Annotated in this window: 14 protein-coding genes; 6 read left to right on the forward strand and 8 right to left on the reverse strand. The window is 71.1% G+C overall.

Going from position 1 to position 16,817, the window contains the following annotated elements; genetic code table 11:
- Positions 1 to 252: 252 nt before the first annotated feature.
- Genes ACTIFU_RS16180 through ACTIFU_RS16190 form a run of 3 tightly spaced genes read right to left on the reverse strand, consistent with a single transcriptional unit; the run spans position 253 to position 2,320 of the window.
- Entirely contained in the window at positions 253 to 1,098 is an 846-nt protein-coding gene (locus tag ACTIFU_RS16180) for a PDR/VanB family oxidoreductase (protein ID WP_439579353.1), read from the reverse strand.
- Positions 1,095 to 1,715 carry a pyridoxamine 5'-phosphate oxidase family protein gene (locus ACTIFU_RS16185; protein WP_439579354.1) on the reverse strand — a complete coding sequence of 207 codons (621 nt, stop codon included), beginning with the start codon at positions 1,713 to 1,715 and terminating at the stop codon, positions 1,095 to 1,097. Before ACTIFU_RS16185 ends, ACTIFU_RS16180 begins: the two co-directional genes overlap by 4 nt.
- Before the next feature lie 59 nt (positions 1,716 to 1,774).
- A complete protein-coding gene (locus ACTIFU_RS16190) occupies positions 1,775 to 2,320 on the reverse strand; it encodes a carboxymuconolactone decarboxylase family protein (RefSeq protein WP_439579355.1) in 546 nt (181 codons plus the stop codon).
- A gap of 121 nt (positions 2,321 to 2,441) precedes the next feature.
- Between ACTIFU_RS16190 and ACTIFU_RS16195 the strand changes: the two genes are divergently transcribed.
- Positions 2,442 to 3,350 carry a LysR family transcriptional regulator gene (locus tag ACTIFU_RS16195; RefSeq protein ID WP_439579356.1) on the forward strand — a complete coding sequence of 303 codons (909 nt, stop codon included), beginning with the start codon at positions 2,442 to 2,444 and terminating at the stop codon, positions 3,348 to 3,350.
- A gap of 358 nt (positions 3,351 to 3,708) precedes the next feature.
- On the opposite strand, the gene ACTIFU_RS16200 is transcribed toward ACTIFU_RS16195, so the two are convergent.
- The 4 genes from ACTIFU_RS16200 to ACTIFU_RS16215 form a co-directional block, all read right to left on the reverse strand.
- Complete coding sequence (locus ACTIFU_RS16200) at positions 3,709 to 4,650, reverse strand: restriction endonuclease (protein ID WP_439579357.1); 942 nt, start codon at positions 4,648 to 4,650, stop codon at positions 3,709 to 3,711.
- A gap of 83 nt (positions 4,651 to 4,733) precedes the next feature.
- Positions 4,734 to 7,088, reverse strand: coding sequence for an ATP-dependent Clp protease ATP-binding subunit ClpA (gene clpA / locus ACTIFU_RS16205; RefSeq protein WP_439579358.1), 2,355 nt, complete (start codon positions 7,086 to 7,088; stop codon positions 4,734 to 4,736).
- 123 nt (positions 7,089 to 7,211) lie between these two features.
- Entirely contained in the window at positions 7,212 to 7,547 is a 336-nt protein-coding gene (gene clpS / locus ACTIFU_RS16210) for an ATP-dependent Clp protease adapter ClpS (protein ID WP_439579359.1), read from the reverse strand.
- 209 nt (positions 7,548 to 7,756) lie between these two features.
- Positions 7,757 to 8,239: a phasin family protein gene (locus ACTIFU_RS16215; RefSeq protein ID WP_439579360.1), complete on the reverse strand. Its 483-nt coding sequence runs from the start codon at positions 8,237 to 8,239 to the stop codon at positions 7,757 to 7,759.
- 263 nt (positions 8,240 to 8,502) lie between these two features.
- Here ACTIFU_RS16215 and ACTIFU_RS16220 point away from each other — a divergent pair, with 263 nt between their 5' ends.
- Entirely contained in the window at positions 8,503 to 10,200 is a 1,698-nt protein-coding gene (locus tag ACTIFU_RS16220; RefSeq protein ID WP_439579361.1) for a D-alanyl-D-alanine carboxypeptidase family protein, read from the forward strand.
- Between the two features lie 2 nt (positions 10,201 to 10,202).
- On the opposite strand, the gene ACTIFU_RS16225 is transcribed toward ACTIFU_RS16220, so the two are convergent.
- Entirely contained in the window at positions 10,203 to 11,327 is a 1,125-nt protein-coding gene (locus ACTIFU_RS16225) for a DSD1 family PLP-dependent enzyme (RefSeq protein WP_439579362.1), read from the reverse strand.
- A gap of 177 nt (positions 11,328 to 11,504) precedes the next feature.
- On the opposite strand from ACTIFU_RS16225, the gene ACTIFU_RS16230 reads away from it, so the two are divergent.
- From ACTIFU_RS16230 to ACTIFU_RS16245, 4 genes are all read left to right on the forward strand, one after another.
- Positions 11,505 to 12,461, forward strand: coding sequence for a TAXI family TRAP transporter solute-binding subunit (locus tag ACTIFU_RS16230; protein WP_439579363.1), 957 nt, complete (start codon positions 11,505 to 11,507; stop codon positions 12,459 to 12,461).
- A gap of 45 nt (positions 12,462 to 12,506) precedes the next feature.
- Positions 12,507 to 14,408: a TRAP transporter permease gene (locus tag ACTIFU_RS16235; RefSeq protein WP_439579364.1), complete on the forward strand. Its 1,902-nt coding sequence runs from the start codon at positions 12,507 to 12,509 to the stop codon at positions 14,406 to 14,408.
- Positions 14,409 to 14,442: 34 nt separating this feature from the next.
- Positions 14,443 to 16,530: a hydantoinase/oxoprolinase family protein gene (locus ACTIFU_RS16240; RefSeq protein WP_439579365.1), complete on the forward strand. Its 2,088-nt coding sequence runs from the start codon at positions 14,443 to 14,445 to the stop codon at positions 16,528 to 16,530.
- Positions 16,527 to 16,817 (forward strand): hydantoinase B/oxoprolinase family protein (locus ACTIFU_RS16245; RefSeq protein ID WP_439579366.1); only part of this gene is annotated, 291 nt, incomplete at its 3' end. The genes ACTIFU_RS16240 and ACTIFU_RS16245, both read left to right, overlap by 4 nt.

The following is a 16,817-nucleotide window of genomic DNA, read 5'->3' on the forward strand; positions in this document are numbered from 1 at the left end:
CTGCGCGGCGGTGAAGCGTCGGGCCGAGCAGCATCTTGCAGATGTGCGCGCCCGCATCGCCGATCTTGCGCGGATCGAGGCCGTGCTCGCCGGCACGGTGGCGCGCTGTTCCGGCGATGACGTGCCGCACTGTCCACTGATCGAGACGCTGAGCGGCGAGGCCCTGCCGGCGCCCTGACGGCACAGGTCGGATCGAGCGGCAAAGGCACGTGGTCGGAACGTCTCGTTGGCCATTGAGGGCCAATCGCCCCCTCACAGGTCCAGCACAAGTCGATCGCTGTTCGACCGTGAGACGCAGACGGTCATGAACGCGCCGGCCGCGCGTTCCGCCTCCGTCAGATACGTGTCGCGATGATCCGGCTCGCCCGCCACGACGCGCGCCAGGCAGGCGCCGCACGCGCCGCGCCGGCAGTCGAAGCTCGGCAGCACGCCGACGGCGAAGAGGCGATCGAGGATGTTCTCCCCCGGCGCGACCGTGATGGAGATGCGCGACTGCGCGAGGTCGACCGTGAAGCCGCGCTCTGCCACGCCGGGTGCCGCGCCGAAGGTCCACGAGCCGATCGCGGCGGGAATGTCGAGCCGCGCGCCCGCCGAGCCGAGCCAGGTCGTCAGCCGCGACCCGGCGATGGTGCGCATCTCCTCGCGGAAGGCCATGCGCGCGGGCGAGCGCGCGGCGTAGTGGACGGCAAACTCGGCGCCGCGCGCGGCGAGGTCGCGCACCATGGCGAGGATCGGCGTGATGCCGATGCCGCCCGCGAGCAGCACGTGTTCCGCCGCCTCCGCCAGCGGAAAGTCGTTGCGCGGCGCCTCCACCCGCAGCCGCGCGCCGGGCGCCTGCGCATGCAGCCAGGCGGAGACGCCATGCTCGCCCTGTCGCAGCACGGCGACCGTGTAGGCCGCGCGATCCGCCGGGTCGCCCACCAGGGAGTAGGCGCGCGCGGCTGGCGTGCCGTTTATGCGCCGGCCGTGCAGCACGACATGCGCGCCGGAGGTGAAGGGCGGCAGCGGTGCCCCGTCCGCCTGCACGAGGCGGAAGGCGTGGACATCCTCCGCCACCGGTGTGGCGGTCGCGACGACCAGGTCGAGCGTCGCGGTCATGGCATGGCCTCGGCCCGCAGTGCGGCGAGTGCTGCTTCCAGTTCCGCGATCCGCGTCTGCAACGGCGCGATGGCGTTGCCCATGTCCTCAGCGGTGAAGCGCGGCGCGATATGCTGCGGGCAGTTCCAGTCGAAGCCCTTGACCGCGATCAGCAGCCCACGCTCGACCCGGGCGCGGTAGTCGGGCAGGTCGAGCCGCGCGAGCAGCGCCGGGTTCTCGCCCGGCCCGAGCAGGCGCGCCCGGCCGAGGATCTTGAGCCGCCGCTGGCGCGCATAGTCCATCAGGATCAGCGCGACGCGGTCGTTCCGCTCCAGATTGCCGACGCTGACATACTGCCGGTTGCCGCGGAAATCCGCGAAGCCGATGGTCTGCTCGTCCAGCACGCGCAGGAAGCCGGGCGGGCCGCCGCGGTGCTGCACATAGGGCCAGCCCGTCTCCGACACGCTCGCGATGTAGACGCTGTCGCGCGCGGCGATGAAACCGGCCTCGGCAGGGCCGAGGCGGTCGTGATGTGCCTCGCCCGCCTCGAAGGCCAGGTAGTTGGCGCGGCTGCCGTGCGCCTCCTGCACGGCCTTGACCGTGGGGGTGAAGGCGATCTCGGCGAAGCGGTGTCCCATCGGGGTTCTCGCTGTCCGCCCGGCCGCGTGGTGCGGCCGGGCATGCGGGTGGTGGGGCGTCAGGCGGCGCGGCGCAGCGCGACCTTCGGGAAGTCGATGTCGACCTGGGTCGCCTTGCCGAGGATGTTGGTCAGCACGTTGAGGCCGACATTGACGATGATCTCGACGATCTCGCCGTCCGAGTAGCCGGCGGCCCGCACGGCCTCGACCTCGGCCGCCGTCACCTCGCCGTCATGCGCGGCGAGCGCCCTGGCGAAGGCGACCGCCGCGGCGGCTTTGGCGTCGCTGGAGGTGCCGGCGCGCGCGGCGTCGATCTCGGCAGTGTCGAGGCCGACCTTGCGGCCGATCGCGGCATGCGCGGAGACGCAGTACTGGCAGGCGTTCTCCTCGGCCACCGCGAGCGCGATGCGCTCGCGCATCCTGGCGTCCAACGCACCGTCGCCGGCGCCGCCATAGAGGCCGAGGAAGCCCTTCAGCGCGGGGACGGAGTTCGCGAGCACGCGGATGAAGTTCGGGGTGGCGCCAAGCTGGGCCTGGACAGCATCAAGCAGCGCCTTGGCCTCGCCGGTGGCGTTGGCGGGGTTGATCATCTGAATGCGGGACATCGGGGTGTTCTCCTGTCTGGGCGCCTGGCCTTCTCGCCGGACGGCCGACAGTGTCGCGTATCGATCGATGACAGAATGCCCGTCGTGTGGAATAGATTCTTCCAATTCTCGGAAGAATACCATGGACCGCCTGCGCCTGATCGAGGTGTTCATCGCCGTGAACGAGGCGGGCAGCTTTGCGGCCGCCGCGGCGCGGCTGCGCATCTCGCCGCCCGCCGTCACGCGTGCTGTCTCCGCGCTCGAGGACCGGCTCGGTGTGCGCCTGCTGAACCGCACCACGCGCAGCCTGAGCCTGACCGAGGCCGGCTCGCGCTACATCGAGAGCGCGCGGCGTCTTGTCACGGAATTCGAGACGGCGGAGCGGGCGGCGGGCGGTGAGGCGGCGACGCCCACGGGGCATCTGACCGTGGCCGCCTCGGTCACCTTCGGGCGCATGCACGTGGCGCCGGTGCTGGCAGAGTTCCTGCGTGCCGAGCCGCGCGTCACCGCCTCGCTGCTGATGGCCGACCGTGTCGTGAACCTGGTCGAGGAAGGCGTCGACGTGGCAGTGCGCATTGCCGCGCTGCCGGAGTCCTCGCTGGTCGCACGCCGCATCGGTGAGACACGGCGGTTGCTCGTCGCGAGCCCCGGCTACATCGCACGCCGTGGCGCGCCAGCGCGGCCCGAGGCGCTGCGGCTGCACGACATCATTGCCTTCACCGGCCTGATGCCCGCGCGCGAATGGCGCCATCTGGGCGAGGACGGCCGGGCGGACACGGTCGCGCTCGCGCCGCGCCTGGAGATGAACGATGCTGCCGCCGCGCTCGCGGCCGCCGAGCGGGGCGACGGGATCACGGTCGCGCTCTGCTACATGGCTGCGCCGCTGCTGGCCGATGGCCGTCTCGTCGTGGTGCTGGAGGGCTTCACGCCGCCGGCCGTGCCGATCCAGCTTGTCTATCCGCAGGCGCGGCTGCTGGCATCGAAGATCCGCGCCTTCATCGACTTCGCCGCGCCACGGCTGAAGGCGCGGCTCGGCGCAACCCCGGTCTGATACCCGGCTGCCAAAGGCTTGACCTATGGCAGCAGGGCATCGCGCGTGGGGCTGGTGGGGCGGCCACGCGCGCAACAACCCCTCATACCGGCCTGCCGAGGGTGAAACCTTCGGCAGGCCGGCATGAGGCATGGTCCGGGCCGTCAGAGCGGTGTCCTGCCAGGACGCCGCGCCCCTTCGCGGCTTGCGCCTGGGACCCAGGCGACGCTGATCCTGGCGCCCGGCATGACGGTAGCGCCGGTGAAGCGCGCGGGATCTCGCATGTTCCAGACATCCTACGCCGTCCCCATCTCCCGCATCGACGAGTCCTGAGCCGACAGTATGGCAGCGGGCGGATCGGGTGACTGGTGATGCGCGGTCAGACGGCGTCGGGTTCGAAGTAGTCGAAGTCGAGCTTCTTGATCTCCACGGTGCGTTCCGTGCGGACGCCGACGTTGTGGCGAATCATCAAGCCCGCGAGCCTGTCGCCGTCGATCAGCACGATCCGCATCGAGGGGATCGTCCTGGCAGCAGTCTCCGCTTGGTTGCTGAAGCGACTCGTCGTGATCAGCACGCCCTTGCTCGCGCCGCGCATCTGCAACGCGCCGATGAAGTTCTGGATCACCGGAGCGCCGACCGCCTGCTCGCCGTACCGCTTGGCCTGGACGTAGATGCGGTCAAGGCCCAAGCGGTCCTCGTCGATCACACCGTCGATCCCGCCGTCACCCGAGCCGCCGGTTGCCTCGGCCATGCCGCCGCTGCCAGCACCATAGCCGAGCGCCTTGAGCACATCGATCACCACCCGCTCGAAGAATCTCGGGTCGGACAATTTGAGGCGCACGAGCAAGTCCTCGCGCAGCGTCACATCCAACTCGGCCGCAGCAAGGTCGATCCGCTCATCGGCCGTCGCGATCGAACGCTCACCGTTGAGCATCGGCAAAGCCCCCTGTTCGGTCGGTGCCTTGGCTTCAGCTCGGCTCCGTTCCTTGAACGCGACGAACTCCGGGTAACGCGAGAGAGCGGTGTTGTCGATGTGCGAAGGATTCTCTGCCAGGAGCGCCCTGCCCCGGGCGGTCAGCTCCACGACGCCGCGGCGAGGTTGTGACACGAGCCCTGCCTGCTTGAGGTAGGTCTTTGCCCAGCCGGCACGGCTATGGATGACCGTTACCCCTTTGCCGCTCGGCAGCTGCCGAGCGCGCTCCTCCGCGGTCAGGGCGTATTGGTCGGAGAGGCGGCTTGAGATGTCGCGGATTGCAAGCGGCCCCGGCTCGATGAGCCGCAGCAACGGCAACATCAATGTCTCGTAGTCAGGGATCGCCATATCGACATTCCCGGCTTGCGCGGGAATGTTCCGCGGTGACGCAAGATGCGTCAACAGGCCGGACGGAACGTCCGGCCTGCTCCCTACTCCACCGCCTCCGGCGCCTTCTCCTCGTCGCCCTCGCCGGCGTCGCCCTCGGGCTTCGGCAGCGCGGCCACCGGCACCTCGATATAGGTGAAGGTCAGCGTCTTCGTCCCTTCCTCGACGCCGACGCGCACCGCGCCCCCCTTGGCGAGCCTGCCGAACAGCAGTTCCTCGGCGAGCGGCTTCTTGATGTGCTCCTGGATCACGCGGGCGAGCGGACGCGCTCCATAGAGCGGATCGTAGCCCTTCTCGGCCAGCCAGTGCCGCGCCGCATCCGTCAGCTCGATGGTGACATTGCGGTCGGCCAACTGCGCCTCGAGCTGCATCACGAACTTGTCCACCACCCGGCCGACGATCTCCGGCGTCAGCCCTGAGAAGGCGATCACCGCATCGAGACGGTTGCGGAACTCGGGCGTGAACAGGCGCTTGATCGCGTCCTCGTCCTCGCCCACACGCATCACACGCTCGAAGCCGATCACGGGCTTGGCCATGTCGGAGGCGCCCGCATTCGTCGTCATGATCAGGATGACGTTGCGGAAATCGACCTGCTTGCCGTTGTGGTCGGTCAGCTTGCCGTGGTCCATCACCTGCAACAGGATGTTGAACAGGTCCGGGTGCGCCTTCTCGATCTCGTCGAGCAGCAGCACGCAATGCGGGTTCTGGTCGATCGCGTCCGTCAGCAACCCGCCCTGATCGAAGCCGACATACCCCGGCGGCGCACCGATCAGGCGGCTGACGCTGTGCCGCTCCATGTACTCCGACATGTCGAAGCGCGTCAGCGCAATGCCCATGGTCTTGGCGAGCTGCTTCGCGACCTCGGTCTTGCCCACGCCGGTGGGGCCGGAGAACAGATAGCACCCGATCGGCTTCTCGCCGTCGCGCAAGCCCGCGCGCGCGAGCTTGATCGCGGCGGCCAGCGCCTCGATCGCGACGTCCTGGCCGAACACCATCGCCCTGAGGTCGCGCTCCAGGTTCTTCAGCGTCTCCTTGTCGTCGGTGCTGACGGACTTCGGTGGGATGCGCGCGATCTTGGCGACGATCTCCTCGACATCCTTCACCGTCACGGTCTTGCGCCGCCTGTTCTCGGGCAGCAGCATGCGCGAGGCGCCGACCTCGTCGATCACGTCGATCGCCTTGTCGGGCAGCTTGCGGTCGTGGATGTAGCGCGCCGAGAGCTCGACCGCGGCCTTGATCGCGTCATCGGTGTAGCGGACGCGGTGGTGCTTCTCGTAGTTGGTCTTGAGACCCTTCAGGATCCTGATCGAGTCGTCGAGCGTGGGCTCGGCCACGTCGATCTTCTGGAACCGGCGCACCAGCGCGCGGTCCTTCTCGAAGTAGTTGCGATACTCCTTGTAGGTGGTCGAGCCGATGCAGCGCAGCGTGCCGGAGGCGAGCGCGGGCTTGAGCAGGTTCGAGGCATCCATCGCCCCGCCCGAGGTGGCGCCCGCGCCGATCACGGTGTGGATCTCGTCGATGAACAGGATCGCGCCCTGCTGCGCCTCGAGCTCGGAGACGACCGCCTTCAGCCGCTCCTCGAAGTCGCCGCGGTAGCGCGTGCCGGCGAGCAGCGCCCCCATGTCGAGCGCGTAGATGGTGCAGCGCGCCAGCACCTCGGGCACGTCGCCCTCGACGATGCGCTTGGCGAGCCCCTCGGCGATCGCGGTCTTGCCGACGCCCGGATCGCCGACATAGAGCGGGTTGTTCTTGGTGCGCCGGCAGAGGATCTGGATGGTGCGCTCGACCTCCAGCTCGCGGCCGATCAGCGGGTCGATCTTGCCCTGCGCGGCCTTGCGGTTGAGGTTGATGCAGTAGTTCGCCAACGCCTCCTGGCCGCGGCGGGACTGCTTCTCCTCGCGGGCCCCCTCGCCCTCCTCGCCGCCCTGCGGGCTGCCCTGGACCGGGCGCTTCTCGGCCCGGCCCGGCACCTTGGCGATGCCGTGGCTGATGTAGTTCACGGCATCCAGCCGGCTCATGTCCTGCTGCTGGAGGAAGTAGACGGCGTGGCTCTCGCGCTCGCTGAACAGGGCCACCAGCACGTTGGCGCCGGTGACCTCGTCCCGTCCGGAGGACTGGACGTGGATGGCGGCGCGCTGGACCACGCGCTGGAACCCGGCGGTGGGCTTCGGATCGCCCGCCCGGTCGGTCACCAGCCCGGCGAGGTCCTTGTCGACGAACTCGGTGAGCTCGCGGCGGAGTTTCTCGACGTCCACCGCGCAGGCCTTGAGCACCCCGGCGGCGTCGCTGTCCTCCGCCAGGCTGAGCAGGAGATGCTCGAGCGTCGCGTATTCGTGCCGACGCTCGGACGCCAGCCCCAGGGCACGGTGCAGCGTCTGCTCAAGGTTGCGGGACAGCATTCGTCCACCCTCCTTCGGCGGGTCCCGCCTCCGGCCGATGCGGCCGTCGGCTGCCAACCCGCGCTGCGGCATCATGCCGCATCATGAGTAAGGAAATGGTATGACTTCTCTCACCCGGAAGCATCACTCCTTCTCGATGGTGCACTGGAGCGGGTGCTGATGCTGGCGCGCGAGGTCCATCACCTGCGTCACCTTGGTCTCGGCGACCTCGTAGGTGTAGACGCCGCACACCCCGACCCCGCGGCGGTGGACGTGCAGCATGATCCGGGTGGCGTCCTCGCGCGACTTGTTGAAGAAGCGTTCCAGCACGTGCACGACGAACTCCATCGGCGTGTAGTCGTCGTTCAGCATCAGCACCTTGTACATGCTGGGCTTGCGGGTCTTCGGCCGGGCCTTGATGACAACGCCCGTGGTCGGGTTCTCCCCGTTGTTGTTGCCGCGCTTGTCGTTCTCGCTCATCGCCCCGCTGATGCCGTCCTGATGCGCCGCACCGCCGCGCCGCCCATGCGCATGATATCGGAAGCCGGCCCGCGCCGGAAAGGCCCGCGCGGATGTGTTGCGCGCCGGGCACGAATGCGCGAAGGGCCCGGCCGCTTGCGCAACCGGGCCCTCCCGCCGGTGCGCGCCGCCCCGGGGGGTGGGCGACGCGCGATCGTGTGCCGGGGTGATCAGGCGGCGAGCGGCTTGCCGAAGCTCGCGACCGTCACGTTGACGCGCTCGACCACCGGCTCGAATGCCCGCTCGGCGAGCTTGGTGCCCTGCTCGGACAGCTTCGTCGTCTCGGCGACGAACTTCTCGAAGGCGGCCTTGGCGAAGCCGGTCTGGAGCTCGACCGCCTCGCGCATGCTCTTCACACCGGCAAACGCGCGGGCATTGGCGATGCCCTCCTCGAACGCGGCCTGGTTCATGGCGAACGCGGCCTTGGTCATCTCCTGGATGCCCTCGGCGAGGATGGTCGAGCTCTTGATCATCGCCTCGAAGTTGCCCTTGCCGAGCTCGATCACCTGCTCGAAACCCTTCTGGGCGACGGCGGCGTGCTTGGTCGCCTCGTCCATCTGCGCCTTCAGCGCGACCTGGGCCTGCTCGAAGCCCTTCTGCGCGACCTCGGTGGTCGTGTCGACAACGGCGGCAGTCTTGGTCTTGTTGGTCATGGTGCGTGTCCTTCTTCGCAACGTCGGGGAAACGGAATGCTGCAATGCAGCATGACAACTAGATGGCGCATGCGAGGCGATGCGTCAAGCAGAATATTGCAGTGCAGCATAACCTCGGAGCAGCGGTTGCGAGGGACACCGCCGGCATTCCCTAAGGGAGCGTTTACAACCCTTTGGCTTTACGCGATTTCCTGTAGACATCGCGTCTGCCGCGACCTACGCTCGCCACGCACGGCTGGGCTGCGACTCGGCCGCAACGAAGGATGGCCGATGCACCGCATGCCCCGCCCCGCCCACCCGGCCTGCCGATGCTGAGCCTGCGCGCCGCCGTGCTCAGCCTGCTGGTCGCGCTCGCCGCCGGCCCGGCCGCGGCCCAGATCGGCTCCGACCGCTACGCCGCGATCGTGGTCGAGGCCGGCTCGGGCCGCGTGCTGTTCACGCGCCACGCCGATGCGACGCGCCACCCGGCAAGTCTGACCAAGATGATGACCGCGTATATGGTGTTCGAGGCTGTGCGCGCCAATCGGGCGCGCTGGTCCACGCCGGTGGTGATGTCGGCGCATGCCGCCGCGCGGCCGCCCTCCAAGCTCGGCCTGCCGGCGGGCAGCCGGATCACGCTCGAACAGGCGCTGCTCGCCATCATCACCCGCTCGGCCAATGACGCGGCCGCCGCGATCGCCGAGACGCTCGGCGGCACGGAGGACAACTTCGCCCGGCTGATGACGCTGCGCGCGCGCCAGCTCGGCATGCGCGACACCGTGTTCCGCAACGCCTCCGGCCTGCCCGACGCGGCGCAGATCACCACCGCGCGCGACATGGCGACGCTGGGGCTCCGCCTGCTCGCCGACTTCCCCGCGGAGTACCGCTACTTCGCCACCGAGTCGTTCAGCCTGCGCGGCCGGGTGCACCGCAACCACAACCGCCTGCTCGCCGGCTATGACGGGGCGGACGGGATCAAGACCGGCTACATCCGCGCCTCCGGCTTCAACCTCGTCACCTCGGCGATGCGGGACGGCCGGCGCCTGGTCGGCGTGGTGCTGGGCGGCGCCTCGGCGACCGAGCGCGACCAGCACATGGCCGACCTGCTCGACCAGGCGTTCGGCGGGCCGATCCGCACCGCCTCGGCTGGCCCGCCGATCCGGCTGGTCTCGCGCGCCGCTGCCGCCCCGGCTGCGCCCGCGCGCGGCTGGGCCGTGCAGGTCGGCGCGTTCCGCGACCGGGGCGGCGCGCTCGCCGCCGCGCGCACTGCCGCGCGACGGATCGGCGCGGGGGCTGCGACGGTGGAGCAGGCGCGGCTGCGCGCCCGCACGGTCTGGCGCGCCCAGGTCACCGGGCTCTCCGAGGCACAGGCCCGCAAGGCCTGCACCGACCGGCAGCGCCGCCGCCAGGACTGCGCCACGATCGCCCCCGCGGCCGGGGCGCGCCAGGCCGCGGCCGCCACGCGCGGCTGGGCGGTCCGGCTCGGCAGCTACCGCGACCGGGGCGGCGCGGTCGCCGCCGCCAGGATCGCCGCGCGCAAGGTCGGCAGCGGCACGGTGCAGGTCGAGCGAACCGCGGCAGGCGGCCGCACGGTCTGGGCCGCCCGCCTCGCGGCGCTGACCGAGGCCCAGGCGCGCCGTGTCTGCGCCAGCCGCCCGCATTGTGCACCGATCTCGCCCGCTGGCGGCGCGACGCGGCTTGCCGCGGTGTCGCGCGACTGGGCGGTGCGGCTCGGCGTCTATCGCGACCGCGCCGGCGCACTGGCCGCGGTGAAGCGGGCGAATGCGGTGATCGCCTCGTCGGCGCCAGCGGCGAAGGTGACGCGGGTGCGCTTTGCCGGGCGGCCGGCCTGGCGCGCGGAGCTGGAGAACCTCACCCGCGCCGAGGCGCGCAACGCGTGCAATGCCTGGCCGACGCGTGGCCCGGACTGCGTGACGGTCTCGCCGACCGAGCTTGCCGCGGGCGCCAGCGGCCAGGGCTGACGTCAGCGCATCGCGCCCCGGGCGTCGACCGGGAACACGCACTCGACCCGCCCGCCGCGCATGCCGACATACCAGTCGTGGCGGTCCACCGTCGGATCGCAATGTCCCGGCACCAGGCGCAGCTTCTCGCCGAGCTTGAGGCTCCGGGCGCCGGGATCGAAGTGCAGCGTGGCGTGCTCGTCCGAGCAGCCGGCGCAGCGCACGTCCGGCATCTGCCAGACCACCGGCGGGCCGCGATCCACCGCCACCCCCTTGTGCCCGCAGTCGAGCACCGCGACACCCGGCCGCGGCGCGCTCATCACGGTCGCCAGCACGAACAGCGCGTGCCTGAAGGTCGACACCGGCTTGCCGGCCGCGTCGAGGTTCTGCGCGTAGTCGGCGTCCATGAAGGCGTAGGACCCGGCCTGGATCTCGTTCCAGATCCCGCTCGCGACCTCCTCCTCGAAGGTGCCGGTGCCGGCGCCGCCGACGATCCGGCACTGCAGCCCGCGCTGGGCGAGCTGCTCGACCGTGCGGCGCGTCGCATCGGCCGCTGCCGCGATCGCCTCGTGCCGCTCCTCCGCGGTGCGGCGGTGCTGGGCCTTGCCGTGATAGGCCTGGAGCCCGGCGAAGCCGAGCTGGCGGCTGTGCGCGATCCGCTCGGCGAGCGCGACGGCGGGCGGGCCCGGCTGGACGCCGCAGCGGCCCATGCCGACATCGATCTCAACCAGCGTCTCGATCCGCGTGCCAGCCGCCTCGGCCGCCTGCTCCAGCGCCCAGACCTGCTCGGCGTCATCGACGCACACCGCGACATTGGCGAGACTGGTCAGCCCGGCGAGTCGGCGCAGCTTCGCCGGCCCGACGATCTCGTTCGAGATCAGGATGTCGCCGACCCCGCCCCAGGCCAATGCCTCGGCCTCGCCGAGCTTCTGCACGCACTGCCCGACCGCGCCGCGCGCGATCTGCATCCGCGCGACGGTCGCGGATTTGTGGGTCTTGGCATGCGGGCGGAGCTTCGCGTTCGTGCCCGCGAGCAGCCGCGCCATCGTGTCGAGATTCGCCTCGAACGCGTCGAGGTCGAGCAGCAGCGCCGGGGTGTCGATCTCCGCCTCGGCGTCGCCGGGCAGGGCGGGCGGGGTTTGCAGCATGCGCGCGCGGTCCTCCGTTCGGGTGGGGGCGCAGCATCGCGCGCCGGCACCGGGGGCACCAGCCCCGGGCCGCGAGCGCGCGCACCCGCCCACCGCCCAACCGCTGCGCGGAGGTCCTCGCCAAGCCGGTCGGCACGCCGCATACTTCCTCCGTCGGCCACGGAGGAGAGCACGCCCATGCCACGGTCGCCGTCCCTGATCTGCGCCGCCCTCGCCGCCGCGATGATCGGCCTCGCCCAGCCCGTGGCCGCGCAAGGCAAGCCACCCCAGCAGCTGACCATCTTCACCGGGCCGCAGGGCGGCTCGTGGTACGCGATGGGCGGCGGCTTCGCGCGCATCTTCCAGGAGGCCGGGATCCGCGCCTCATCCGAGGTCGGCGGGGGTGTATCGAACGTCGCCGTCGTGTCGGCCGGCCGCGGCGAGATGGCGTTCACCATGAGCGCCGTGCCACCGCTCGCCGTGCGCGGCGAGGCGCCCTTCCGCGCGCCGATCACCAACATCCGCGCGATCGGCACGATCGGACCGAACCACGTCCACATCGTGGTCGCCGCCGACAGTGGCGTCACCAGCATCGCGGAGCTGCGCGGCAAGGCATTCGCCTCCCAGCCGGTCGGGAACGTCACCACCGAGGCGTTCCGGCTCGTGCTGCAGGCGGCAGGGATGCGCGAGGAGGACCTCGCCCTGACCCGCGGCGGCCAGGGCTACGGCGCCTCGCAGATGAAGGATCGGCGGGTCGTCGGCTTCACCGCGACGACGCTGGCGCCGAGCCCGGCCTTCCTCGACGTCGCCCAGAGCCTGGAAGTCCGCTTCCTGCCGATCGACGGCGATCTGCGCGCGCGGATGATCCAGCTCAATTCCGGGTTCCGCCCGGGCGAGCTGCCCGCCGGGCTCTATCGTGGCCAGTCCGCGCCGGTGCCGACCGCGGTCACCGACCAGTTGATCATCGTCCGCGCGGAGATGGCGGAGGACGAGGCGTACTGGGTCACCCGCACCCTGGCCGAGAACCTCGCCAAGCTGCGCCAGATCCACGCCTCGCTCGGCGCGCTTCAGTTGGCCGAACTGGGCCTGCGCACCGGCGTGGACTTCCATCCCGGCGCCGAGCGCTTCTGGCGCGAGGCGGGCGTGCTGCGCTGACCACGGTCACGCACCACCGGTGAACGACGGCCGGACCAGCGCCGGGTGACCGCGCCGGCCCGCGCCGACGCGGCCCATGGCGCGCTTGCCGCCGCGGTCGATGGCATCCGCACCGCCGTCGCGGTGGCGATGTCGGGCTACCATCTCTGGACCGGGTTCTTCGGCACGCCGGTCGGCGAGGTGCACTATCCGCTGCACCTGCTGCTCGCCGTGGTCGTGCTGTTCCTGGCGCGCCCGGCTGAGGCGCGCGCCTCGCTGGCGGCACTCGCCCGCGACGTCCTCCTGATCGCGATCGCGGTCGCATCCAGCGGCTACCTGTTCCTGAACGCCGAGTACATCACGACGCGGATGCTGTTCGTCGATCCCCTGTCCGCGACCGAGACGTGGCTCGCGATCGGCCTGCTGGTGGTCGTGCTGGAGGCCGCGCGGCGCACCGTCGGCTGGGTGCTGGTGGCCGTGCTGCTCGCCTTCCTGGCCTATGCGCTGTTCGGCAACCTGCTGCCGGGCGCGCTCTGGCACCGCGGCTACAGCCTCGAGGCGGTGCTCGAATACACCTACCTCACCACCGAGGGCGTGTTCGGCGTGCCGGTGGCGGTGATGTCGAACTACGTGTTCCACTTCGTGCTGTTCGGCGCGCTGCTCGCCGCGAGCGGGGCCGGCGACTTCTTCACCAACCTCGCGCGTTCGCTGACCGCCGGCACCGTCGGCGGGGCGGCCAAGAGCGCGGTGGTGGCGAGCACCTTCATGGGGATGCTGTCGGGCAGCTCGGCGGCGAACGTCGTCACCACGGGCGCCTTCACGATCCCCGCGATGCGGCGCAGCGGCTATGAGAAGGAGTTCGCCGCCGGCGTCGAGGCGGTCGCGTCCTCGGGCGGGCAGATCACCCCGCCGATCATGGGTGCGGCCGCCTTCATCATGATGGAGTTCACCGGCTCCTCCTACGCGACGATCATGGGGATCAGCGTGATCCCGGCCGCGCTCTACGCGATCGCGGTGTTCATCTTGGTCGCTCGCGCGGCGCGGCGTCTCCGGCTCGGCGCGGCCGCCGACGCGGACGCGCCGGGGCTGCTCTCGGTGCTGGCGCGCCAGGGCTATCTGCTGGTCGCGATCATCGTGATGGTCGGCATCCTGGTCGACGGATGGACCCCGACCACCGCCGCGGTCTGGGCGATCGCGACGCTGGTCGCGCTGCTCGCGGCGCTCGACGCGCGGAACCGCCGCCGCATCCTTGCGGTCTGCTGGACGGCGATGGCCGATGCGCCGCGCCTGGTCGCGCCAGTCACGATCGCCTGCGCGGTCGGCGGGATCCTGGTCGGCATCATCGGCCAGACCGGGCTTGGGCTGCGGCTCTCCGGGCTGATCCTCGATGTTGCGGGCGGGCAGACGATCGTGCTGCTGATCCTGACCACCATCACCGGGATCGTGCTGGGGATGGGGATGCCGACCTCCGGCGCCTACATCATCATGGCGGCACTGCTGGCGCCGGGCCTGGTACAGGGCGGGGTCGGGCTGCTCGCGGCGCACATGTTCATCATGTGGGTGGCCTCGAAATCCTCGATCACGCCGCCGGTGGCGATCGCGTCCTACGCCGCCGCCGCCGTCGCCGGCGCCGATCCGTGGCGGACCAGCTGGATCGCGTTCCGCCTCGGCCTCTCGATCTTCATCATCCCCTACATGTTCGTGTTCGGCCCGCCGCTGCTCGGCATGGGAACCGCGATCGAGGTGACGCTGGCCGTGATCACCGCCACGATCGGCATCTTCGCGCTCTCGGTCGCGATCATCGGCTGGCTGCTGGCCCCGCTCGGCCATGCCGAGCGCGCGCTGTTCTTCGCCGCGGCCCTGCTGCTGATCAGCCCGGGCGCGATCACCGACCTCGCCGGGATCGCGCTGGTGCTGGCACTCGGGGGCTTCGGCTGGGCGCGGCGCAGGCGGATCGCGCCGCGGTGACGCACCGGTCCTCGCAACACCGACAGGAACGATGATGGCCGCGACGCTTTCGCTCGGCATCGATATCGGCGGAACCTTCACCGACCTCGTCGCCTTCGATCCGGCGACCGGCCGGGCCGCGATCTGGAAGGAGAGCACGACACCGGACGATCCGGCGCGCGGCGTGATGGAGGGGGTCGCGCATCTGTTCCGGGCGCATGCGATCGCGCCCGCCGCGATCGGCCGCGTGGTGCACGCGACCACGCTGTTCACGAACGCGCTGATCGAGCGCAAGGGGGCCCGCACCGGGCTGATCACCACCGCCGGGTTTCGCGACGTGCTGGAGATCGGCCGGGAGCGCAAGTACGAGCTGTACGATCTGTTCATCGCCATGCCGAAGCCGCTGGTGCCGCGCCCGCTCAGGCGCGAGGTGCGCGAGCGCCTTGGCCCCGACGGCGCGGTGGTGACGCCGCTCGACCTCGAGGCCTGCCTGCGCGAGGCCGAGGCGCTGGTGGCAGCGGGCATCGAGAGCCTGGCGATCGTGTTCCTGCACGCCCATGCGAACCCGACGCATGAGCGGCGGGCGGCGGCCGCCATCGCCGAGCGCTTCCCGCGTCTCTCCATCTCGCTCTCCGGCGAGATCGCGCCGGAGATCCGCGAGTACCCGCGCGCCAGCACCACGGTCGCGAACGCCTCGATCCGCCCGCTCGCGGAGGTCTATCTCGACCGGCTGGAGCGCGAGCTCGCCGCGATCGGCATTCCGGGCGCGCTGCATCTGATGCTCTCCAATGGCGGGCTCGCGCCGGTGGCCGAGGCCAAGCGCTCACCGGTGCAGTTGCTGGAGAGCGGGCCGGCGGCGGGCGCGCTGGCCGGCGCATGGTTCGGCCGGCAGGCCGGACTCGACCGCGTGCTTGCCTTCGACATGGGCGGCACCACCGCGAAGCTGGCGCTGGTCGATGACGGCGAGCCTCTGGTCGCCTGGGGGTTCGAGGCCGCACGCGAGCGTCGGTTCCTGCGCGGCTCGGGCCTGCCGATCCAGATCGCCACGGTCGAGCTGATCGAGATCGGTGCCGGCGGCGGATCGATCGCGCGGCGGAGCGAGCTCGGCACGCTGCATGTCGGACCGGACAGCGCCGGCGCGCAGCCGGGCCCGGCCTGCTATGCGCGCGGCGGCGCCGAGCCGACCGTGACCGATGCCGATCTCGCGCTCGGCTGCCTCAACGGGGCGTTCTTCCTCGGCGGCACGATGGTGATCGACACGGCGGCGGCGGATGCCGCGCTCGGCCGGCTCGCCGGCGCGCTCGCGCTCGAGCCGACGCGCACGGCCGCGGGCATCCAGGATGTCGTCAACGAGACCATGGCCGGCGCGGCGCGCGTCGCGATCGCCGAGCGCGGGCGGGTGCCGCACGAATACGCGCTGATGGCGACCGGCGGCGCGGCGCCCGTGCATGCCTGGGCGGTCGCGCGCAAGCTCGGCATCCGCTGCGTCGTCTGCCCGCCCGGCGCCGGCGCGGGCAGCACGATCGGCATGCTGATGGCACCGGCCCGGGTGGACCGCGTCGCCTCGCTGACCATGCCGCTGGATCAGGCCGATCTTGCCGCGATCGAGACGATCTTCGCCCGGCTCGAACGCGACGGCGCGCAGGTGATCGCGGCCACCGGCGCCGATCTCGCGCGCCGCGTCGTCCGGCGGCTCGCCGACATGCGCTATATCGGCCAGGGCAGCGAGATCACCGTGCCGGTTCCCGATCCGCTCGACCACGCGGCGATGCGCGCGGCGTTCGAGGCGGAGTATCGCCGCCTGTTCGGCCGCACGCCGCCCGGCGCGGCGATCCAGTTCGTGGCACTCAGGCTCTCGGTCTCGGCACCCGTTCCAGGGGCGGAGGGCCGGCTCGACCTCACACGGGATTCCGGCCGGCTGGTGCTGAAGGGACGGCGTCCGGTGCATTTCCTCGAGACCGGCGGGCCGGTGGACACGCCGGTCTATGACCGCTACGCGCTGCCGGCGGGCTTCACCGCCGACGGGCCTGCGGTGTTCGAGGAGAACGAGAGCACCTTCGTGGTCGGCCCCGGCGCGCGGATCGCGCTGCTGCCGGACGGCTCGATCCGGGCCGAGCTCCCCGCGCAGGAGAATGCCCAATGACCGCTCGGCGCTTCGATGCCGTGGAGCTGGAGCTGCTCTGGCGCCGGCTGATCTCGCTGGTCGACGAGGCGGCGGCGGCGCTGGTGCGCACCTCGTTCTCGACCCTTGTGCGCGAGAGCTACGACTTCTCCTGCATCGTGACGGATGCGCGCGGCCAGTCGCTGGTGCAGGCGACCGAGAGCATCCCCTCCTTCATCGGCACGCTGCCGGCGACGGTGAAGCACTTCCTGCGCTTCTTCCCGCCCGAGGCGCTGCACCCAGGGGACGTGCTGATCACCAACGACCTC

The organism is Elioraea sp. (assembly GCF_051860475.1).
In the GTDB taxonomy this organism is placed as follows: Bacteria; Pseudomonadota; Alphaproteobacteria; order Acetobacterales; family Acetobacteraceae; genus Elioraea.

Coding starts and splice junctions, on each gene's coding strand:
- ACTIFU_RS16180 (WP_439579353.1), bottom strand. CDS start 1,098: ATGACCGCGACGCTCGACCTGGTCGTCGCGACCGCCACACCGGTGGCG.
- ACTIFU_RS16185 (WP_439579354.1), bottom strand. CDS start 1,715: ATGGGACACCGCTTCGCCGAGATCGCCTTCACCCCCACGGTCAAGGCC.
- ACTIFU_RS16190 (WP_439579355.1), bottom strand. CDS start 2,320: ATGTCCCGCATTCAGATGATCAACCCCGCCAACGCCACCGGCGAGGCC.
- ACTIFU_RS16195 (WP_439579356.1), top strand. CDS start 2,442: ATGGACCGCCTGCGCCTGATCGAGGTGTTCATCGCCGTGAACGAGGCG.
- ACTIFU_RS16200 (WP_439579357.1), bottom strand. CDS start 4,650: ATGGCGATCCCTGACTACGAGACATTGATGTTGCCGTTGCTGCGGCTC.
- clpA (WP_439579358.1), bottom strand. CDS start 7,088: ATGCTGTCCCGCAACCTTGAGCAGACGCTGCACCGTGCCCTGGGGCTG.
- clpS (WP_439579359.1), bottom strand. CDS start 7,547: ATGAGCGAGAACGACAAGCGCGGCAACAACAACGGGGAGAACCCGACC.
- ACTIFU_RS16215 (WP_439579360.1), bottom strand. CDS start 8,239: ATGACCAACAAGACCAAGACTGCCGCCGTTGTCGACACGACCACCGAG.
- ACTIFU_RS16220 (WP_439579361.1), top strand. CDS start 8,503: ATGGCCGATGCACCGCATGCCCCGCCCCGCCCACCCGGCCTGCCGATG.
- ACTIFU_RS16225 (WP_439579362.1), bottom strand. CDS start 11,327: ATGCTGCAAACCCCGCCCGCCCTGCCCGGCGACGCCGAGGCGGAGATC.
- ACTIFU_RS16230 (WP_439579363.1), top strand. CDS start 11,505: ATGCCACGGTCGCCGTCCCTGATCTGCGCCGCCCTCGCCGCCGCGATG.
- ACTIFU_RS16240 (WP_439579365.1), top strand. CDS start 14,443: ATGGCCGCGACGCTTTCGCTCGGCATCGATATCGGCGGAACCTTCACC.